General features: G+C 39.5%; 14 protein-coding genes, 1 tRNA gene and 2 pseudogenes. 15 read left to right on the forward strand and 2 right to left on the reverse strand.

What is annotated here, in order from left to right; all coding sequences use genetic code 11:
- The first annotated feature begins 423 nt into the window (after positions 1-423).
- The 9 genes and pseudogenes from NSB03_RS16365 (at position 424) to NSB03_RS16405 (ending at position 11,081) form a co-directional block, all read left to right on the forward strand.
- Positions 424-900: a hypothetical protein gene (locus tag NSB03_RS16365; protein ID WP_145973617.1), complete on the forward strand. Its 477-nt coding sequence runs from the start codon at positions 424-426 to the stop codon at positions 898-900.
- A gap of 350 nt (positions 901-1,250) precedes the next feature.
- Positions 1,251-2,339 carry a hypothetical protein gene (locus tag NSB03_RS16370; protein ID WP_024988212.1) on the forward strand — a complete coding sequence of 363 codons (1,089 nt, stop codon included), beginning with the start codon at positions 1,251-1,253 and terminating at the stop codon, positions 2,337-2,339.
- A 140-nt stretch (positions 2,340-2,479) separates the two neighbouring features.
- A complete protein-coding gene (locus NSB03_RS16375) occupies positions 2,480-5,614 on the forward strand; it encodes a glycosyltransferase family 117 protein (protein ID WP_024988211.1) in 3,135 nt (1,044 codons plus the stop codon).
- Between the two features lie 14 nt (positions 5,615-5,628).
- On the forward strand, positions 5,629-5,922 hold the full coding sequence (locus NSB03_RS16380; protein WP_135039138.1) for a DUF3098 domain-containing protein: 294 nt from the start codon (positions 5,629-5,631) through the stop codon (positions 5,920-5,922).
- A 187-nt stretch (positions 5,923-6,109) separates the two neighbouring features.
- Positions 6,110-7,618 carry a 4Fe-4S binding protein gene (locus NSB03_RS16385; protein ID WP_135039137.1) on the forward strand — a complete coding sequence of 503 codons (1,509 nt, stop codon included), beginning with the start codon at positions 6,110-6,112 and terminating at the stop codon, positions 7,616-7,618.
- Between the two features lie 22 nt (positions 7,619-7,640).
- Positions 7,641-9,044, forward strand: coding sequence for an aldo/keto reductase (locus NSB03_RS16390; protein WP_257466510.1), 1,404 nt, complete (start codon positions 7,641-7,643; stop codon positions 9,042-9,044).
- Complete coding sequence (locus tag NSB03_RS16395; RefSeq protein WP_024988210.1) at positions 9,044-9,463, forward strand: DUF1893 domain-containing protein; 420 nt, start codon at positions 9,044-9,046, stop codon at positions 9,461-9,463. Before NSB03_RS16390 ends, NSB03_RS16395 begins: the two co-directional genes overlap by 1 nt.
- A gap of 19 nt (positions 9,464-9,482) precedes the next feature.
- Positions 9,483-10,554 (forward strand): annotated as a pseudogene (locus NSB03_RS16400) (TonB-dependent receptor).
- 14 nt (positions 10,555-10,568) lie between these two features.
- Positions 10,569-11,081 (forward strand): hypothetical protein, encoded by a 513-nt coding sequence (locus NSB03_RS16405; protein WP_024988209.1) that lies wholly within the window; start codon positions 10,569-10,571, stop codon positions 11,079-11,081.
- Positions 11,082-11,264: 183 nt separating this feature from the next.
- On the opposite strand, the gene NSB03_RS16410 is transcribed toward NSB03_RS16405, so the two are convergent.
- Complete coding sequence (locus tag NSB03_RS16410; protein ID WP_136014243.1) at positions 11,265-15,275, reverse strand: hybrid sensor histidine kinase/response regulator transcription factor; 4,011 nt, start codon at positions 15,273-15,275, stop codon at positions 11,265-11,267.
- A 219-nt stretch (positions 15,276-15,494) separates the two neighbouring features.
- Positions 15,495-15,659 (reverse strand): annotated as a pseudogene (locus NSB03_RS16415) (ABC transporter permease); the annotation flags it as partial.
- Positions 15,660-15,760: 101 nt separating this feature from the next.
- Between NSB03_RS16415 and NSB03_RS16420 the strand changes: the two are divergent.
- From NSB03_RS16420 to NSB03_RS16445, 6 genes are all read left to right on the forward strand, one after another.
- Positions 15,761-15,836: transfer RNA gene (locus NSB03_RS16420), tRNA-Gly, on the forward strand.
- 155 nt (positions 15,837-15,991) lie between these two features.
- Entirely contained in the window at positions 15,992-17,485 is a 1,494-nt protein-coding gene (gene proS, locus NSB03_RS16425) for a proline--tRNA ligase (RefSeq protein WP_024988208.1), read from the forward strand.
- Positions 17,486-17,631: 146 nt separating this feature from the next.
- Entirely contained in the window at positions 17,632-18,309 is a 678-nt protein-coding gene (locus NSB03_RS16430; protein ID WP_065538560.1) for a response regulator transcription factor, read from the forward strand.
- 16 nt (positions 18,310-18,325) lie between these two features.
- A complete protein-coding gene (locus NSB03_RS16435) occupies positions 18,326-19,600 on the forward strand; it encodes a sensor histidine kinase (RefSeq protein ID WP_024988207.1) in 1,275 nt (424 codons plus the stop codon).
- A 213-nt stretch (positions 19,601-19,813) separates the two neighbouring features.
- Positions 19,814-20,251: a PepSY-like domain-containing protein gene (locus NSB03_RS16440; protein ID WP_024988206.1), complete on the forward strand. Its 438-nt coding sequence runs from the start codon at positions 19,814-19,816 to the stop codon at positions 20,249-20,251.
- A gap of 21 nt (positions 20,252-20,272) precedes the next feature.
- Positions 20,273-21,133, forward strand: coding sequence for a PepSY-like domain-containing protein (locus tag NSB03_RS16445; protein ID WP_024988205.1), 861 nt, complete (start codon positions 20,273-20,275; stop codon positions 21,131-21,133).
- Positions 21,134-21,324 lie beyond the last annotated feature (191 nt).

A 21,324-nucleotide genomic window follows, 5' to 3' on the forward strand; every position in this document is an offset into this window, starting at 1 on the left:
AAGACTATGTGACGAATAAAAACAGGTCGGTAAAGCCTATCTAACATAATCTCAGGAAAATTTAAACAGGCTCTAAAGAGAATGTCCGAATGTTTAGTTTTATACTATGTAATTTTTTTAGTAGAAAGTAAAAAATAGGAAGAATACAATGGCTAAAAAATATTAAAATCGCTCAAATAAATGGAGGTAATGATTGGTTTACTTTTTTTATTAGTATTTTCGTATATATCTAAATATAATAAACTACCAAACTAAAATATTGAATAATGAAGAAATGAAATTTTACACTCTGTTTGAATTATCTCAGGATTTCTTTTTAATCCAATCCCGAAATAATTTGGAGATTATGAGAAGAAAGGATTAAATTTACTGCATAAATGAAATGTTCAACAAACTATTGTGTAATTATATGGCAAAATTAGCATGACACACTATCATTCAATCTTAAGTTATATAAGAATAATGCTCATATCGTTTTTTGTTTCTGCTCTCATGGTAGCTTGTTCTGACCCTGATTGTCTGAATAGAACGGATATATCTGATGATAGACCTGATGATATGATGGAAATCAAAGATTGTATTCATCTTTCTGGTCACGAAGTTGTTTTCGACAATACAGCCAATATTGATACTATTACAACAGGAAGTAATATATGGTATTTTACTGGATTGGTTGATTATGATACATATGAGGGTATATATACTTTTACTTCTGATTCGCAGGAAGATGAACGTATTTTCCAATATTATTGGATATCTTATCGAAAAATAGGATTAAATACTATTCAAATTATCGTCAAAGAAAACTTGACCTACTATTCACGTAAAATAAAATTAGAAGTTTGTAGTGGAAATTTTTATGATCATATTTCAATAATTCAAAAAGGGCTCTCGAAATAATCAAAAAAACAAGAAGTCTAATATGTACGTAAAATATACATTACGTATTATGTGTAAATAGCTGAGAATTAGGTTTGCCAAGTTTTAAATTTAACATAACATGAAAAAGATTACTGCTTCTCTTTTTTTATTGCATTATTAATTTGCAGTTGTGAAAAAACGATTTTTTCTGATTCGAGAACAGAGATAGATGCTAATTTAGTTCCCATATTATAGGAGAAAGAGCGAAAGTTGGTTGTGGGATACCGTCATTATATTTTTTACATAATTAATGAAAACATAAATACTAATTATTTTTATATTTGCAAATTCAATCATTTGTATGCAATATGCAAAGTAAAAGTAGAGTTATGAGTAATCTTAGAATTTTATTGTATGTATTTGTCCTTTCTCTGGTTGCCTGTCATCCTGAGGGGACTAATGTGAAACAAGGATTAGACAAAGCAGCTCAATTAATAGAACAAGACCCGGACACAGCATCCATTATCCTTGAGACTATTCAAATGAACCAAATGAATGAAGCACAGCTTGCAGAGTATAATCTGCTATGCACTCAATTCAACGAAGACAAAAATATTCCTCATTCTTCTGATAATCAAATCCGCCAAGCCGTATCTTATTACGAACAATACGGGGATGAATATCAGAAATCGAGAGCCTATTATTATCTGGCATGTGTAGAAAGTGACTTGAATAAGGAAAAAGATGCTGAGATTCATTTCAAAAAAGCAATAAAACTTGCCGTACAAACAGAAGAATATGAACAAATGACTAAGATTTGCAAGAGATGCAGCCTTTATTATCAGAAATATGGCAATTTTGACGAAGCGCTGGAAATGGAAAGAAAAGCATATGCCAGCCAATTGATGCTAATTGACAGTAAAGACCGTTCTACCGTAATTCTGTCTTCTGCTTTAGGATTATTCGGAGTCATGTCCCTCTTGCTCGGATTACTTTGGAAGAAACATCTGTCTGTACGTTCGCAATTGGATATTTTTAAGGAAGAAATACAAAAGAAAGATAACGAATCAGACAAATTGGCACTGCAATGTAACTATCTTGAAGAAAAATATCAATCTCTGCAACAACATATCTATGAAGATTCTCCGGTTGTCACAAAAGTCCGTCAATTGAAAGAACGGACAGCCTTATCTTCCAAAACATCTTCCTTTTCCGAAAAAGACTGGACAGAATTATTACGACTTCAAGAAAGCGTTTATGGGGTTGTATCCAAATTGAAAGAGTTAAGTCCCAAACTTACTGAAGAAGATTTAAGAGTATGCGCGTTTTTAAGAGAAGGGGTTCAGCCTGCCTGCTTTGCGGATTTAATGAAACTGAGTGTTGAAACTCTGACCCGAAGAATTTCCAGAATAAAAACAGAGAAACTGATGCTGGTAAACTCCAAAGAATCACTGGAAGAGATTGTAAAATCTTTGTAGTCTGCATTCGTCTGTTAAGACTAATAATGTATATTTGAATATCAACAACTTACAGTTTTTTGCCGTCCGTATCCGTCCGGCAAAAAACGTCTTTTTTACATCTCTGTCCTATAACTTTGCACACAAAAAGTTATAGAACAATGAGCAACTTATTATTTAAGAAATGGAATGATTTTAGTGGGTGGATTGTCTTTCTGATAGCAGCTTTTGTATATGGAATGACAATTGAGCCTACTGCCAGTTTTTGGGATTGTCCCGAATTTATTTCGTGTGCCGAGAAGTTACAGGTAGGGCATCCGCCGGGTGCACCTTTCTATATGCTTGTCGGAAACCTGTTCACTCGGTTTGCTTCTGATACTTCACAGGTGTCTTACTTGGTCAATTTCCTGAATGCGTTGTTGAGTGCCGGCTGCATCTTGTTTCTTTTCTGGAGCATCACCCGGTTAGTAAAGTCTTTAGTTATAAATGATGAGAAAAACTTATCGACAACGAACGTTATTATCATTTTGGGTTCGGGATTTGTCGGAGCCTTGGCATATACATTCAGTGATACATTCTGGTTCAGTGCAGTGGAAGGAGAAGTTTATGCTTTCTCTTCTTTTCTTACGGCACTCGTGTTTTGGATGATTCTTCGTTGGCAGGACGAATCGGATTTGATATATGGTGACCGCTGGCTTATCCTGATAGCTTATATTATCGGGCTTTCTATCGGAGTGCATTTGCTTAATCTGCTCTGTATTCCGGCTATTGTCCTGGTTTTCTATTATCAGAAATATCGGGTAGTATCCTTTAAAGGAGTAATTGCCGCAGTTGCCATATCAGGACTTCTTATTGTGTTCATTCTCTTTATTTATATTCCGGGCATGGCTGATATGGGAGGGTGGTTCGAACTACTCTTTGTCAACATGTTCGGACTTCCTTTCCACACAGGATTACTCATCTTTTTAGCTTTGACATTTTTTGTGCTGACAGGAGCCATCTATCGTTTCCGAAAGCGTATAGTACATACCTCTTTATGGTGTTTGCTCATGCTTACCGTAGGCTATACCACCTATGCGGTAATACTGATTCGTGCCAACGCCAATACTCCACTTAATGAGAATGCACCGGACAATATCTTTACTCTCAAAAGTTATCTCAATCGTGAGCAATACGAAAGTGCTCCTCTGCTTTATGGGAAGACTTATGCTTCCGAACCGGAATATGTGGCCGAAGGTGACTATTACAGAGTAAAAACAGCCAAAGGGAGTGCTGTATATCGCCCGGATAAAGAAGAAGGCAAATATAAAATAATCCGGTATAAAGAAGATGTATGTTATACCCGGAATATGCTGTTTCCGCGTATGTGGAATGAACGTATGACTTCTTCCTACAAAAATTGGACAGGAGGAAGTGATATTGCTCCCACACAAAAAGAAAACTTGACTTATTTCATTACTTATCAACTTAATTATATGTATTGGCGTTATTTCTTATGGAATTTTGTAGGACGGCAAAATGATGTGCAGGGGAGTGGCGAACCGGAACATGGGAACTGGATAACAGGAATTACCTGGTTGGATAATTTAAGATTAGGAGACCAGAACTTGTTGCCGGAATCCCTACGTCAGAACAAAGGACACAATGTATTCTACGGGTTGCCCCTATTATTGGGACTATTCGGAATCTATTGGCAATGGAACCGCAGCCAAAAAGGTAAACAACAGTTTAGTGTACTGTTCTTCCTTTTCTTTATGACGGGGTTGGCTATTGTGCTTTACCTGAACCAAACTCCCGGTCAGCCACGCGAACGGGACTATGCATATGCCGGTTCGTTCTATGCTTTTGCTATTTGGATAGGGATAGGAGCGGCTGGATTATGTGACACCCTGTGTCGGAGAACAACTTCGACTGTGCATGTTGGCGCATTAATGATGATTTGTTTATTGGTTCCGATACAAATGGCAAGCCAGACTTGGGATGACCATGACCGGAGCGCCCGTTTTACCTGTCGTGATTTTGGCGCAAACTATCTGATGACTCTTCCCGATAAAGGAAATCCTATTATCTTTTGTAACGGGGACAACGATACTTTCCCACTCTGGTATAATCAGGATACGGAAGGAGTACGCAGGGACGCACGTGTCTGCAACCTGAGTTATGCGCAGACCGACTGGTATATTTATCAACAACAATGTCCGCTATATGACGCTCCCGGACTACCTATAAGTTGGAATAAGAACCAATATCAAGAAGGCAAAAACGAATATGTAGTCATACGTCCGGAACTGAAAAAACAAATAGAAGAACTGTACCGGAAGCATCCGGAGGAAGCCCGTGACAGTTTCGGGAAAGACCCGTTTGAAGTGAAAAACATCTTGAAATATTGGGTATTCTCAGAGAAAGATGAGTTTCATGTAATCCCTACAGATACGATAAATATCCATATTGACAAGGAGGCGGTACTCCGTTCGGGAATCATGCTTCCCAAAGCAATTCGTCACCTCAAAGGAGAAGAACTAAAGGAAGCAATACCGGATAAACTTTGTATCCCTTTAAAAGATGTACGTATGCTGACCAAAGTCGATTTGCTCATACTGGAAATGCTTGCCAACTGTAATTGGGAACGTCCGCTTTATCTTGCAATCTCTGTAGGGAGTATCAGCAAACTGAAGTTTGACGATTACTTCGTACAGGAAGGATTGGCGTTCCGCTTTACTCCTTTTAACTATAAGAAGTGGGGAGATGCTGATGAGAACAGACCATATGCAGTAGATGTGGAAAGACTTTATGACAATGTTATGAACAGATATAAATATGGCGGTCTGGATACTCCCGGACTTTATTTGGATGAAACAACCTTACGTACATGTTGGTATCATCGCAGACTTTTCGCGCAACTTGCCAAAGAATTGATAGCACAAGGAGACAAAGTGTGTGCAAAGAAAGTACTCGCCTATGCGGAACAGGCTGTTCCGGCATATAATGTTCCCGAAACACATGAAAGCGGCACTTATGAGATAGCAACAGCCTATGTCGCATTAGGTGAAAAGATGAAAGCGATACTCCTGACAGAACATCTGATAGCCGAAGCGGAAGATTATATTAACTGGGCTTTTTCATTAAAAGGAAACCGCATAGAGATGATTCGCAATGATTGCCTCTATAAATTCTGGCAATGGAATCAATATAATGAACTCTTGAAGAATATAGACGAAAAGAAATATAAAGAAAGCAATCAACGGCTTGAAGATAAATACGCATTATTTACTCCAACCATGAATTACAAAAACTAAAACGAAAGAAAAATATGAAATCAAAGATGATGAAACAGAAAGAGACAGAAACAGTATTTGGCAGAGGAAATTACATGATTCTGTTAATTGGTTCGGCACTGATTATAGCAGGTTATCTGCTTATGAGCGGCGAGGGGAGTACCCCTGCCGCCTACAATCCAGATATATTCAGCGGATTGCGTATAAAGGTAGCCCCCATAGTCTGTTTGGCAGGATATTTGATGAATATATTCGGTATCCTGTACCGCTCCAAACGGAGTCAATTATTTCAATGTTTTCCATGCGTACATCATCACCAGAATGAATGAAAGTAACGGAATAATGAATGAGAAAGACATCTGCTACATATCCCAGCTTTGTATTAAAAGATGAGAATCTGTAATTTTGGTATAACATTCGGTAATATGTATAGTTAATAACTGAATTTATCTACCTAAATTTGCACTGGTAAAGGAGTCAACTTAAAACTATTATAAATTGATAAATAATAAATTTATGCTACGTACTATCAGACTTACGGTCGCCATTGTGTGCTATACGCTTATTACCTTGCTGTTTCTTGATTTTACAGGGACATTGCACACATGGTTCGGATGGTTGGCGAAAATTCAGTTTTTGCCGGCTTTATTAGCCTTGAATATAGGTGTCGTACTATTTCTTATTGGGCTTACATTCCTTTTGGGACGTGTATATTGCTCGATTATTTGTCCGCTAGGAGTATTTCAGGATATTATCTCCTGGGTATCGGGAAAGCAAAAAAAGAACCGGTTCCGCTATTCATCGGCAAAGAACTGGTTGCGATATGGTGTTTTAGGAGTATTCATCGTTATGATGGTTGCAGGGGTGAATTCTCTGGCTATTCTGATAGCACCTTATAGTGCATATGGGCGGATAGCTTCCAGCCTGTTGGCACCGGTTTGGCAATTGGGAAATAACCTGTTGGCGTATTTCGCCGAGCGAATGGACAGTTACGCCTTTTATGAAGTAGATGTATGGACAAAAGGCCTCTCTACACTGATTATCGCTGTAGTCACTTTTACAGTCCTTGGCATTTTAGCATGGCGTAACGGTCGTACATACTGCAATACGATTTGTCCCGTGGGTACTGCGTTAGGATTCATTTCCAAATATGCGATATTCAAGCCGGTGATTGATACTTCCAAATGCAATGGTTGTGGTTTATGCGCTCGTAATTGCAAAGCATCATGTATTAATTCAAAAGAACATGAGATTGATTACAGTCGATGTGTAGCTTGCATGAATTGTTTGGACAAATGTAAACATGGAGCTATCAAATACACCAAAAGGACTTCTCCGAAAAATGTATCTGCAACAGAAGCAACCCAGACACAGCCCATTACTGCCAAACAGGTAAATAACGCCCGCCGTAGTTTCCTTTCAGCATCGGCAGTCTTTGCAACAGCTTCTGTCTTGAAAGCCCAGGAAAAGAAAGTGGACGGTGGATTGGCTACCATTGAAGACAAGAAGATTCCTGAACGGGAAAATCCGATTTATCCGCCGGGAGCGCTGAGTGCACGTAATTTTGCCCAACATTGTACAGCTTGCCAGTTGTGTGTTTCCGTATGCCCTAATCAAGTATTACGTCCTTCTGATAATCTGATGACTTTGATGCAACCTGAAATGTCATACGAACGTGGATATTGCCGTCCCGAATGTACTAAATGTTCGGAAGTTTGTCCAGCCGGTGCCATTCATCCGATTACTACAGCAGACAAGTCGGCAACCCAGATAGGGCATGCCGTATGGATAAAAGAGAATTGCGTACCATTGACAGACGGTATGGAGTGTGGAAACTGTGCCCGCCACTGTCCGACAGGAGCCATTCAAATGGTGGCTTCCGACCCCGAAAAGCCGGAATCACTCAAGATTCCGATAGTGAACGTAGAAAAATGTATCGGTTGCGGAGCTTGTGAGAACCTTTGCCCGTCCCGTCCGTTTAGCGCTATTTACGTGACCGGACATCAGATGCACCGAGTTATTTGATTTAATAAATCAGTATAAGATTATGGAAAAAAAGAATAAGAAAGACATAAACAGAAGAGATTTTATTAAAATTGTAGGCATCAGCGCAGCCACGTCTACAGCCCTGCTATACGGATGCTCTTCAAAAAACAACTCAGCCTCAAGCAGTGCCACAGGAGAAAGAGAGATTCCTACGGATAAAATGACTTACCGGATATCTCCGACTACAGGCGACCGCGTTTCACTTTTAGGATACGGCTGTATGCGCTGGCCGCTCAAACCTGCTCCGGATGGTAACGGAGAAGTCATTGACCAGGATGCCGTTAACGGATTGGTCGATTATGCGATTGCCCATGGAGTGAATTATTTCGATACATCTCCCGCTTATGTACAAGGCTTTTCCGAAAGAGCAACAGGTATTGCGTTGAGCCGCCATCCCCGAGATAAATATTTTATCGCTACCAAACTGTCCAACTTTTCTCCGGACACATGGTCACGTGAAGCATCGCTCCGGATGTATCATAAATCATTTACCGAACTTCAGGTTGATTATATTGACTACATGTTACTTCATGGCATTGGCATGGGTGGTATGGATGCTCTCAAAGGGCGATACTTGGATAACGGCATGCTTGACTTCCTGATAAAAGAACGTGAAGCAGGGCGTATTCGTAATCTCGGATTTTCTTATCATGGAGATATTGAAGTATATGATTACCTGCTTTCACGTCATGATGAAATTAAATGGGACTTCGTACAGATACAGCTCAACTATGTGGACTGGAAGCATGCGAAAGCAACTAACACCCGAAATACCGATGCTGAATACCTGTACGGTGAACTGCACAAGAGAGGGATTCCGTCTATTATTATGGAACCGCTTCTAGGTGGGCGTTTGTCTAAGTTGAATGACAACCTGGTGGCACGTCTCAAGCAACGCCGTCCCGAAAACAGTGTCGCCTCCTGGGCGTTCCGTTTTGCCGGCTCATTCCCGGATATACTGACTGTATTAAGCGGCATGACCTATATGGAACATCTGCAAGATAATCTCCGTACTTATTCTCCCTTGGAACCGTTGACGGATGAAGAAATGGAGTTCCTTGAAGAAACGGCACAGTTAATGCTGAAATATCCTACTATCCCCTGCAATGACTGCAAGTATTGTATGCCTTGCCCATACGGACTGGATATTCCGGCTGTTCTCCTGCATTATAACCGTTGCGTCAACGAAGGGAATGTGCCCAAGAACGGACAGGATGAAAACTACGCCAAAGTCCGTCGTGCATTTCTCGTCGGTTATGACCGTAGCGTGCCGAAACTTCGTCAGGCAAGCCATTGCATAGGATGCAACCAATGTGTGGCGCATTGCCCGCAAAACATAGATATACCCAATGAGTTGCATAGGATAGACCAATTTGTCGAACAACTGAAACAAGGAACTTTATAATGGAAGAATTGATCGACTTATTACATAGCGGAGGCTATTCCTGCGTGATTGCCAACAAAGGAAAGGTACGTACCTTAACCCAACGCGGGGTGGCCGACTTATATGATTTGCTGACTCAGGAACCGGAGTTCCTGAAAGGGGCTATGATTGCCGATAAGGTTGTCGGAAAAGGGGCTGCCGCTCTGATGATTTCAGGTGGTATAAAAGAGCTCTACACGGATATTATCAGTTCTAAAGCTATGGACTTGTTTCGAACATCAGATGTAAAAGTCGGCTTCGGTCAGGAAGTACCTTTTATCTGGAACCGCAACCATACGGGGTGGTGTCCCGTGGAAACCATGTGCAGTGAAGAGAAATCGGCTGAAGCTATTTTACCGTTGATTCGTGATTTTCTTGAGAAAATCAGAAGCAGGAAGTAAAAGATACACGAAATAAAATATGAGAAAAGATACAACTTGTCTGTTTCTACTCGCCGGTCTGCTTTCTGTCCAAGGAGCGGCACAGAATAAAAAAGACAGTACCCAGTTCCGAAGAAACTACATCATTGACGAAGTAGTAGTCACAGGAACACGTAATGAAACTGATGTACGCCATCTTCCGATGACTATCTCCGTAGTAGGGAGACAACAGATTGAGAAAAGGTACGAACCCTCTCTTTTACCGCTGTTGACGGAACAGGTTCCGGGGTTGTTTACTACCAGTCGCGGTATCATGGGATATGGCGTCTCCACCGGAGCTGCGGGAGATATGAGCCTGCGGGGTGTCGGTGGCAGTCCTACGGCAGGATTGTTAGTTTTAATAGACGGGCATCCGCAGTATATGGGACTGATGGGACATCCGATAGCAGATGCTTACCAATCCATGATGACAGAAAGGGTAGAGGTTTTACGTGGCCCTGCATCTGTGCTTTATGGTTCGAATGCTATGGGGGGAGTTGTCAATATCGTCACCCGCAAGCAACAAGAAGAGGGGGTAAATACCAATATGCAAGTAGGATATGGCTCATATAATACATTGCAGACTGAGTTTGCCAACCGTGTAAAAAGAGGGCGTTTCAGTAGCATTGTAACAGGTTCTTACAACCAGACGGACGGGCACCGGCCTGATATGGAATTTGAACAATACGGCGGATACGCAAAGCTAGGATATGACATAAACTCTTTCTGGAAACTATGGGGAGATGTCAACGTCAATTATAGCTGGTTGTATATGGAAAATCCGGTTCTTGCCGCTCCCGGACATAAGTTGTATGCAGGAGCCGATTATTCTTCGGGATGTTGGAGCGTATCAACCGGATTGCAATATGTGAAAGGACTTTATACTTCTGTCACCAAAGGACGTGAACAACAAGAAGATTTTGTTTTATGGAATCTTCGGGAATTATCGTGTATGCCGTTTTGCCGGTCTTTTTGTGAAAGGAGAGAACCTGCTTGCGCAACGTTATGAGATAAATGCCGGCTATTCTATGCCGAAAGCAACATTTATGGGTGGTATTAATTTGAACTTTTAAATAATAAAATGAATATGGAATCAACTACTGTAAAACTCTATTCGCTGAACTATAACAATGTAAATACCTATTTGGCAACCTCGTTATTTGTCATTGGCAATATGCTTTTTCCCCAACTCTTTCATCTCATTCCACAAGGAGGAATAACTTGGCTGCCAATCTATTTCTTTACGCTAATCGGTGCGTATAAATATGGTTGGAAGGTAGGACTTCTGACCGCTATCCTTTCGCCCATCATAAACTGTGTACTCTTCGGAATGCCAATACCATCCGCATTGCCTGCCATCTTATTGAAATCCGTATTGTTGGCTGTTGCTGCCGGATGGACTGCACGACATTCAGGACACATTTCCATCCCTCTTCTGGCAGGTGTAGTACTCACATACCAAGGTATAGGAACATTAGGGGAATGGGCTTGCATCGGCAACTTCTATACGGCCATTCAGGATTTCCGTATCGGTATTCCCGGGATGTGCCTGCAAGTATTCGGTGGTTATTTATTCATCAAATACCTGATTCGCAAATGATAACAGAACGTCAGTTCGATATAAGTCTGATTAAGTAAAAAGAGTCTGGTATCGGTTGATACCAGACTCTTTTTTGAATTTATATGCTTCCATTTAATCACTTAGTGAAAGTATCACTTCCTATATCGTTACATTATTCATATGTATTTGATATTGCCATATTACAAACTTAAAAAACGAATATTATTTGTTTACGTCATTATCCGTTTCGTCTCCATCCTCTTCCAAAGTTACAGGAGAGATGTTTTCCCCACATTTTGCATATTGGCTCGGACTCATCTTATAGTGTTTCTTAAATACTTCCCGGAAATATTTGCTATCAGAGAATCCGGTCATGTCAGAAATTTCATTAATATTATGCTGTCCTTCTTTTAAAAGCACGGCAGCACGTTTCACACGGATAAGTTGAATAAAACCATTTGGGGTATATCCGGTTAATGTTTTCAGCTTGTTATAAAAACTTGTACGTCCCATGCCTTGCAATTCACAGAGTATAACCACACTGAATTCTGTATTATCAATATTATTCTCAATGTGTTTCTTTACATCCGATATGAACTTCCAGTCAAGACTATTTGTTCCTTTTGCTGATGGAACCATTGACTGCGTATCTGTTACCAAGCTTGCGTATCTGCTACGTAGCAATGCCCGGTTGGTCAATAAATTTTTGATGCTCTCTCTCAATATTGTCACATTGAAAGGCTTGATTATATATTCGTCCGCCCCAATTGACAGTCCTTTAAGAATATCTTTTTCTTCTCCCAATGCCGTAAGCAGCAAAACAGGAATATGCGAAGTCTCAATATCATTCTTTATAGCAACGCATAACTCATCGCCCCGCATTTCGGGCATCATCACATCCGTAAGAACAAGTTCCGGCCAGAATTCTTTTATAATAATCAGTGCTTCCTTACCATTGACACAAGTCTGTACATTATACAAAGGAGAAAGTAAATTAACCAGATAGGAGCGTAACTCATCATTATCCTCTACAACAAGAATACGCTGTAAGTTCGCATTGTTCGAAGCATTGGCGATACATTTGAAAGTAGCTGGAGCAGTCAGTTCTGGTATTTCAATTGCCGGTTCAGGGGTAGATTTCTGATTCGGCTTCTGAAGCTTCCTATTGTCTTTCTGAAAAACAATCTTGACAGTAGTTCCCTGATATTCGGTACTTTCTATATTGATTTTTCCATTATGAATACGAACCAGTCTATTTACTAGCATCAACCCTATGCCACTGCCCGTAACTTTGGAATTAATGGCATTACTGGCACGAAAATGCAGTTTGAATAACTTATTTTGTTCAGCAGAAGGAATCCCGATACCAGTGTCACTTATCACCACTCTCCACGAGTCATTCGTATCAGAGACAACAACACTGACTTTTCCGTTTTCTGGCGTATATTTTAACGAGTTCGATATTATATTTTTCAGAATAGAATCCATCTTTTCTTTATCGAACCATACATTCATATAACTGAAAGTGCTTTCGTATGTAAAGTCTATATGTTTGATACTGGCATAATTGCTAAATGCAGCACACACTTCATGCATATAAGTATTCAATTCATATTCGGATATATATAACTTGGAAGAATACACGTCAGCACGCTCAAAATTAATGAGGTTACCAGTCAGTCTCAAAAGAGAATCGACATTTCTCAAAGCAGTCTTTGTGCGGTTTACCCCAATCTCTGAAAGTTTCTCCTCTTCGAGCAATTCTTCCAAAGGAGCTTTTATCAAAGTTAGCGGAGTACGTATGTCATGTGCTGTATTGATAAAGAATTGCGTTTTTTCATCTGATATTTTCTTTTGTTTTCTCAGGTTCATCGTACGTATAATGAAAGAGACTCCCCATATTATAAACAAGCCATAGCACAGGATAGCCCACCAACTGGTCCAAAAAGGTCGCTTGATAATGATCTTCATCGCACGTTCCTCAAAGACAACATCATGTTCCTCTTTGGATATGGCACGCACACGAAGGGTATATTTTCCCGGTGGCAGATTGGTGAAACGAATCAAATTTATTGTTCCAGGTTGTGTCCATTTCTCATAGAATCCTTCTAACTTCCAAGAATAAAGAGCATTGTCCGGAGAGTCATAATTGATAGTAGAGACATTGAGAGAAAAAGTGTTTTGGTCATATTTTAACTTCAAGACTTTCGTTTCATCTATACATTCATGTAGTGGGGAGTCTTCGCTACCCGGGTAAACTGGTTGATATGAGATATGAAAGTCACTGAATACCATCTTTGAAAACTTATAACGGGGAAACTTTGCATTTTTAGGAATTTCGATAACTCCGTCCGTACTACCGAATACAAAACTTTTATTTTTGCGTAATGTACCTGAAGCAGCATTAAAATAAGCGGGTAGCAATCCTTCTCCTCTAGTCCAGTTATGAAAATTCTTTTCTTTGGTGAAAAAACATGTGACCCCATTCTCCGTACTCATCATAATACGTCCGTCCACTTCCGGCAATATCGTGAATATCCGGTTAGAGACTAATGCCGAATTATCCGTATAGTAGTGTTCAAAAGTCTGATTCTGTACATTGTACACAAACACCCCCGCACCATTTGTCCCTATATATAACAAGCCGTTGTCGGCCTGATAAAGTGAATTGATATAAGTCGCTCCCATCACAGTGCCAATATACTGATATCGGCCGGAATTTCTATTTAATAAATACAATCCGGTAGCCGTGCCAATCCACATATGTTCTTTATCATACTCAGCAATAGAAGTGATAGAACTCACTCCGGGGTATAAGCGCACCTTTTGGGTTTCCAAATCAAAACATTTCAAGTTATAAAATCCGCCCGACCATATGTTACCTTTCGAGTCTTTTATCATATTACGAATATATTTATCCGGCCGCATGTTGATAGATGTGAGCAGGTAAGGAGAGAAGTACTCGACAGATAATGTATGCTTGTTTATTTTGTAAATACCCGAAGTATAGCCACCTGCCCAAATAATTCCGGGAGATACTTCGCACAAAGTAATAAATATGTGATTTTTATCTTTCAATTGCTCATTAAAAGAACTCAGGAATGAATGCCACTGTCCTGTTGTTGAATTATAAACGCTGATACCGTTACTGGTGCCAAACCATAAATCGCCCTCACTGTCTTCAATCACGGCATGTACCTGATCATTGATTAATGACTGTTTATTTCCCATAGCATGCTTCAACCAATGGTAATTTTCATATCGATAATCTATAATTGTAATACCTGTCGGATAATTGGCAAGCCATATCCGCTTTTCTTCATCAACAAATATATCATTGATATTATCACCGTTCATCTCATTGTAACTTTGATAGTTTGCTACAATATAATGCTCTAGTTTACATGTATCTACATCAATCTTATATACCCCCATCCCTTCTGTTGATATTAATAGCTGCGACTCGTCTAATGGAAAGATACAAGTTATGTTTACATCACTTAAATCAGCTTCAGGTTTTATTATTTCCCAGCTATTCATATCGTAGATGAATATTCCTCTCTCAAATGAACCGATAAACAATCTTTTTGATGCTTGATGATAATACAGCTCGCTTACTTGCGCATGGAAATAGTCAAGCGTTTCAACAGGGATAATTTCCAATTCGCCGTTTTCCAGTTTGGCGTATCGGACTCCTGTTTCTGTCGCTATAAAAAAATGGCGCTCGTCCACTTGCGTTATTGCCGTTATATTGCTATACAGTATATTGGGGAATTGGATTATCCGGGCATTCTCGGTATTATAAAGCAATATGGAATGCTTACGGCATAACCATATATTATCATTGTTGTCCATATAACCATAACTAATCGTTTCCAAGCTATTCGGCAACTTATACACCATTTTAAAGTCATCATACTTTGATTCATATTGGAAAATCCGTCCCTGTTTGCCAATGACCCATGTTCCTATATGAGGTCTGGTATATATCCACCCCAGATGGATAGGAGCTTCAAGTGCACTGTCATTCTTATTTAGTTTGTAATGCTTTATATCTTTACCATTGTAGCGATCCATTCCTTCATCGGTAAGAAACCACATATATCCTTGAGCGTCTTTCTGGATACTGAATATTCTTCGATTACTCAAACCATTTTCTGTACCTATGTATTTGTATGTTTGCGCAGTGACCCAAATAGGAAAAAAGAAGAGAATATAGATAATGTATTTCATATCAGTATTTATTTTATACTATTTCTAATGGTAATAGTCAACAAAACTATACAAAACCAATGAAAGAAACAAAGAAACAGGAGATATTCTTCCATTATATACATATAATGTGCATTTTGTCTGATCTGTTTAATCAAACTTTGTGCCTAATCCTTTTTATATACCCATATGTTTAATATAAAATAAATCACCACCTGAATCCATATAGGGTTATCAATACCAAGGCATTAATTCTATTGGATAAGAAACTCCAGAAAGGAAAATCAATTCGACTGAGAAAAAGACAATCATGAGTAACGGTGCTTCCGAATCCGTAAAATACCGGGAAGCTGTCAGTCCCAGAAAAGAAGTAGCCGTCAGATAAGGGATTGATACTAATACAATAATTTTCTCAATTAAAAAAACAGGATTTTTATTTGAGATATAAAAATTATATCTACCTTTGCAATACAATTTGAAGGAAGCTCCTTTGAATTGGCAAAAATGCGGTAGTAGCTCAGTTGGTAGAGCATTAGCTTCCCAAGCTAAGGGTCACGAGTTCGAGTCTCGCTTACCGCTCCAGTGATAATCAGGTAGTCATTTTAGAATGACTACCTGATTTCTGTTTATAGAACAAGACAACGAAAATAATGCATGAAGAATAGGGCAGTTCGTGCATTTTTCGTATTTTTGCACCCTGTTTTGACACTTACGGAAACTTTAAATAAAAAAATATAATGGCAAAAGAACTGAAAGACCTTACCAAACGTAGCGAAAACTACTCGCAATGGTATAACGATTTGGTGGTAAAAGCTGATTTGGCAGAACAGTCTGCCGTACGCGGATGTATGGTGATTAAGCCTTACGGATACGCAATCTGGGAGAAAATGCAACGTCAACTGGACGAAATGTTTAAAGAGACAGGACACGTGAATGCATACTTCCCATTATTAATCCCCAAATCATTCCTAAGCCGTGAAGCCGAACACGTAGAAGGCTTCGCAAAAGAATGTGCCGTAGTAACGCATTATCGTTTGAAAAATGCTGAAGACGGTTCGGGCGTAGTAGTAGACCCTGCCGCTAAATTGGAAGAAGAATTGATTATCCGTCCGACATCAGAGACTATTATCTGGAATACATACAAGAATTGGATTCAATCCTATCGTGACCTGCCTATCCTTTGCAATCAATGGGCAAACGTTTTCCGTTGGGAGATGCGTACCCGTTTGTTTCTGCGTACTGCTGAATTCTTGTGGCAGGAAGGGCATACCGCCCATGCTACTCGCGAAGAAGCTGAAGAAGAAGCTGTCAGAATGTTGAATGTATATGCCGATTTCGCTGAGAAATATATGGCTGTTCCGGTAGTAAAAGGTGTAAAATCAGCTAACGAACGTTTTGCCGGCGCACTTGACACTTACACCATCGAAGCTATGATGCAGGATGGCAAAGCATTGCAAAGTGGTACTTCTCACTTCTTGGGACAAAACTTTGCAAAAGCGTTCGATGTTCAGTTTGTGAACAAAGAAAACAAGTTGGAATACGTTTGGGCTACTTCATGGGGTGTTTCTACTCGTTTGATGGGTGCATTGATTATGACTCATTCTGACGACAACGGTTTAGTATTACCACCGCATCTGGCTCCGATTCAGGTAGTTATCGTTCCTATCTATAAGAATGATGAGCAACTGAAGCAAATCGATGCTAAGGTAGAAGGTATTGTTGCTAAATTGAAAGCACTGGGTATCTCAGTAAAATATGATAATGCGGACAACAAGCGTCCGGGCTTCAAGTTCGCAGATTATGAGTTGAAGGGCGTTCCTGTCCGTTTGGTAATGGGTGGTCGCGACCTCGAGAACAATACGATGGAAGTGATGCGCCGCGATACGCTGGAAAAAGAAACTATTACGTGCGACGGTATCGAGACATACGTTCAGAACTTGCTTGAAGAAATACAAGCAAATATCTACAAGAAAGCATTAGACTATCGTAACTCCAAGATTACGACAGTAGATACCTATGACGAATTCAAAGAAAAAATCGAAGAAGGCGGATTTATTCTTGCTCACTGGGACGGAACTACCGAAACTGAGGAAAAGATTAAAGAAGATACAAAAGCTACCATCCGTTGTATCCCGTTCGATTCCTTTGTTCCGGATGACAAGAAACCTGGAAAATGTATGGTTACAGGCAAACCATCTGCCCGTCGTGTAATATTTGCACGTTCCTATTAAGCATTAGAAAGCAAATCTGATAGAATTAAAGGTCGGGAATGAATATATTTCCCGGCCTTTTTATGTCCATTTCAGTTTTATTTCAGAAATATCTCCTTTCTTTGTAATGCATTTATAAAGAAGAAAGGAAGAAAGGAAAAAGAACAATGAAGATATTGATTGTAGAAGACGAGCCGTCTTTAAGGGAACTGATCCAATGTTCGCTTGAAAAAGAACGTTATGTTGTGGAAACAGCGGATGACTTCAATTCAGCATTACGTAAAATCGAAGATTACGATTATGATTGTATCTTGTTGGATATTATGCTACCTGACGGAAGCGGGCTTGACCTTCTCGAACGATTGAAAGCCCTTCATAAACGGGAAAACGTAATTATCATTTCCGCAAAGGATTCTTTGGAAGATAAAGTTCTGGGACTTGAACTCGGGGCGGATGACTACTTACCGAAACCATTTCATTTGGTGGAACTGAATGCCCGAATAAAAAGCGTGATACGCCGTCGTCAACAGGATGGAGAGATAGATATCCGTCAGGGAAATGTCCGGATAGAACCGGACAAGTTCCGTGTATTCGTTAATGACCGCGAACTGGAACTGAACAGAAAGGAATATGATATTCTTCTATACTTCATTAACCGTCCCGGAAGATTAATCAATAAAAATACATTGGCCGAATCTGTGTGGGGAGATCATATTGACCAGGTAGATAATTTCGACTTCATATATGCCCAAATCAAGAATCTACGCAAAAAGCTCAAAGATTCGGGCGCAACTCTTGAAATAAAAGCTGTCTACGGATTCGGATATAAATTGATTGTTGAATAAAAAGAGACTATCATCCATGAAATTAATATATTACATCATTCTTCGCATCACCCTTGCTCTAACTCTTATCTTGACAGTTTGGGCTGTTTTCTTTTATGTCACGATGATTGACGAAGTGAATGATGAAGTGGATGATGCTTTGGAAGACTATTCGGAAACAATCATTATCCGCGCGTTGGCAGGAGAGGAACTACCCTCTGAGACTAACGGTTCCAACAATCAGTATTATATGACGGAAGTAAGTAAGGAATATGCGGAAAACCGGGAAGATATTCTGTACAAAGACTCTATGGTATATATTAAAGAAAAAGGAGAAACCGAACCGGCACGCATTCTTACCACGATCTTTCAGGATGACGAAGGACGATACCATGAACTGACAGTCTCTACTCCAAGTATCGAAAAAGATGATTTGAAAGATGCTATTCTGATATGGATCATTTTTCTGTATGTGGCTTTACTATTATGTATTATTATAATTTCAGTGTGGGTATTCTATCGGAACATGCACCCGCTTTATGTCCTTCTCCACTGGTTGGACAATTATCAAACCGGGAAAAAGAACGAACCATTGAACAATAATACCCAAATTACGGAATTCAGGAAATTGAATGATGCCGCCATCCGTTATGCAGAACGCACCGAACAAATGTTTGAACAACAAAAACAGTTTATAGGAAATGCTTCGCATGAGATACAGACTCCGCTTGCCATCTGCCGCAATCGTCTGGAAATGCTGATGGAAGATGAGTTATTGTCAGAAAAGCAACTGGGAGAGCTGATGAAAACGCATCAGACCCTGGAGTACATTACCAAACTGAATAAATCCCTGTTATTACTTACCAAGATAGATAACAGGCAGTTTACCGATACCAAACAGTTGAAATTAAATATGCTTCTCAAACGGTATTTGCAAGACTATGAAGAAGTCTATCACTATCGCAATATAAAAACAAGCATTGAAGAACAGGATGTTTTCAATATTATGATGAATGAATCTCTGGCAGTAGCTTTGCTGACTAATCTTCTGAAGAATGCATTTGTGCATAATGTGGATAGGGGACATATCCGAATAGTTGTTAGTAAAAACAATATAACTTTCCGGAATACAGGAGTAGAGCATCCGTTGGATAAGGAACATATCTTCGAACGTTTCTATCAAGGTGCCAAGAAGGAAGGTTCTACCGGATTGGGATTGGCAATAGCCGCATCCATTTGTCGCTTGCAGCATCTGATTCTACGATATTACTACGAACAGGGAGAACACTGCTTCGAGATTTCCAGCATCTGATTTTGTGGTGAAATTATAGTGACGCTATCTGCATGGGATAGTGACGGTATCCCATACACATAGTGACGCTATGATGACGGTATAGCGTCACTATAATTTTCGATGAGTTTTTTGCGGAATTTCTCAAAATTCCCAAATCTTTTCAGATTCTGTTCTCATCTTTGCAGTATAAATTGAATGACAATAGTAAAACCAATTTAAAAAACAATGATTATGAGAAAGTTAGTATTCTTATTAGTATGCTTGTTCACTTTGCAAACAGTGGCACATGCAGATGATGACAAGCCAATTCAAGTTACTCAAATGCCACAACCGGCACAACAGTTTATCAAACGACATTTTGCCAACAGCAAAGTAGCGTTAGCCAAAATGGAAAGTGATTTCTTCTATAAAAGTTATGAGGTGATTTTTACGAATGGCGATAAAGTGGAGTTTAATAACAAGGGAGAATGGACGGAAATCGATTGCAAACATACGGTCATCCCCGCAGCAACAATCCCCACAGCTATCCGACAATATGTAACGACCAACTATCCTGACGTGAAAGTCCAGAAAATAGAACGTGATAAAAAGGAATATGAAGTAAAACTTTCCAATCGTACGGAATTGAAATTTGACTTGAAATTCAACTTGATTGACATTGATAACTAAACCCTTAAAATTGAGACAATGATGAAACTGAAAATTTATATACTTATATTAGCGTTAGGCGCTGCATGGAGTTTGCAAAGCTGTGACAATGATGACCATGATTCCATCGCTGTTCCTGTTGAATTGCAAAATGCCTTTTCATCCAAATATCCGAACGCGGTCAATGTGAAATGGAAAGGCAAATCAGGATATTATGTAGCGGATTTCTATGATGGATACGAAACGTCTGCATGGTTCACTCAAGATGGGAAATGGCAGATGACAGAAACGGATATACCTTATATGGCACTGCCACAAGCTGTAAGAAAATCCTTTGAAGCAACAGAATACCATACTTCATGGAGAACAGATGATGTAGACAAACTGGAGCGGAAAGGTGTTGAAACGGTTTATGTGATCGAAGTAGAGAAGCAGAATCAGGAGTTGGACTTGTATTATTCCGGAGAAGGAGTGCTGATAAAGAAAGTTGTAGATACTGATGATAGAGATGATCAGTATTTGCCTGCCCCAAACGTAACATTGACAGATGAAATGCGCAGGTTCCTTGATACTAAATACCCCGGTCTCAAATTAATCGAAGTTGATGTTGAGGACGAAGGAAAATATGCTGGATACACAGAGGTTGATATTATCCATGAAAGATTTGGCAAAGAAGTTCTGTTCAACAAAAATGGCGAGTGGGTTCTGACCTCTTGGGAAGTGCATTTCAGCACGCTACCTGAACCTGTAAAAAATAGGATTAATGACACATATCCCGGCCAAGTTGATGATGATGACGTTGAATATGTGGAAGAAGCGACAGGTTGCACATATTACTTAATAGATATAGAAAACAGTAAACAAGATGTGAAAATATCGGCTGACGGACAGATACTGAATTAATGTTCTGTGATGATCAACTTTCTGAGATAATAATGATTACTGCTAAGAAGTTCTTTTCGGGAAAACATCTTTCCCATATCAAAACTGATTAGTACAGATTTAGATGTAACCGACAAAAGAGGGTGTGTCAAAAGCTCAAAAACGCCCTCAATATAAATCAAAACTCGCAACTTTAGTGAAATACACTTAAG

The sequence above is a fragment of the Bacteroides acidifaciens genome, assembly GCF_024623065.1.
In the GTDB taxonomy this organism is placed as follows: domain Bacteria; phylum Bacteroidota; class Bacteroidia; order Bacteroidales; family Bacteroidaceae; genus Bacteroides; species Bacteroides acidifaciens.

Excerpts from the sequence above, each read along its gene's own strand:
- NSB03_RS16365 (WP_145973617.1), top strand. The coding sequence starts at position 424 with ATGACACACTATCATTCAATCTTAAGTTATATAAGAATAATGCTCATA.
- NSB03_RS16370 (WP_024988212.1), top strand. The coding sequence starts at position 1,251 with ATGAGTAATCTTAGAATTTTATTGTATGTATTTGTCCTTTCTCTGGTT.
- NSB03_RS16375 (WP_024988211.1), top strand. The coding sequence starts at position 2,480 with ATGAGCAACTTATTATTTAAGAAATGGAATGATTTTAGTGGGTGGATT.
- NSB03_RS16380 (WP_135039138.1), top strand. The coding sequence starts at position 5,629 with ATGAAATCAAAGATGATGAAACAGAAAGAGACAGAAACAGTATTTGGC.
- NSB03_RS16385 (WP_135039137.1), top strand. The coding sequence starts at position 6,110 with ATGCTACGTACTATCAGACTTACGGTCGCCATTGTGTGCTATACGCTT.
- NSB03_RS16390 (WP_257466510.1), top strand. The coding sequence starts at position 7,641 with ATGGAAAAAAAGAATAAGAAAGACATAAACAGAAGAGATTTTATTAAA.
- NSB03_RS16395 (WP_024988210.1), top strand. The coding sequence starts at position 9,044 with ATGGAAGAATTGATCGACTTATTACATAGCGGAGGCTATTCCTGCGTG.
- NSB03_RS16405 (WP_024988209.1), top strand. The coding sequence starts at position 10,569 with ATGGAATCAACTACTGTAAAACTCTATTCGCTGAACTATAACAATGTA.
- NSB03_RS16410 (WP_136014243.1), bottom strand. The coding sequence starts at position 15,275 with ATGAAATACATTATCTATATTCTCTTCTTTTTTCCTATTTGGGTCACT.
- proS (WP_024988208.1), top strand. The coding sequence starts at position 15,992 with ATGGCAAAAGAACTGAAAGACCTTACCAAACGTAGCGAAAACTACTCG.
- NSB03_RS16430 (WP_065538560.1), top strand. The coding sequence starts at position 17,632 with ATGAAGATATTGATTGTAGAAGACGAGCCGTCTTTAAGGGAACTGATC.
- NSB03_RS16435 (WP_024988207.1), top strand. The coding sequence starts at position 18,326 with ATGAAATTAATATATTACATCATTCTTCGCATCACCCTTGCTCTAACT.
- NSB03_RS16440 (WP_024988206.1), top strand. The coding sequence starts at position 19,814 with ATGAGAAAGTTAGTATTCTTATTAGTATGCTTGTTCACTTTGCAAACA.
- NSB03_RS16445 (WP_024988205.1), top strand. The coding sequence starts at position 20,273 with ATGAAACTGAAAATTTATATACTTATATTAGCGTTAGGCGCTGCATGG.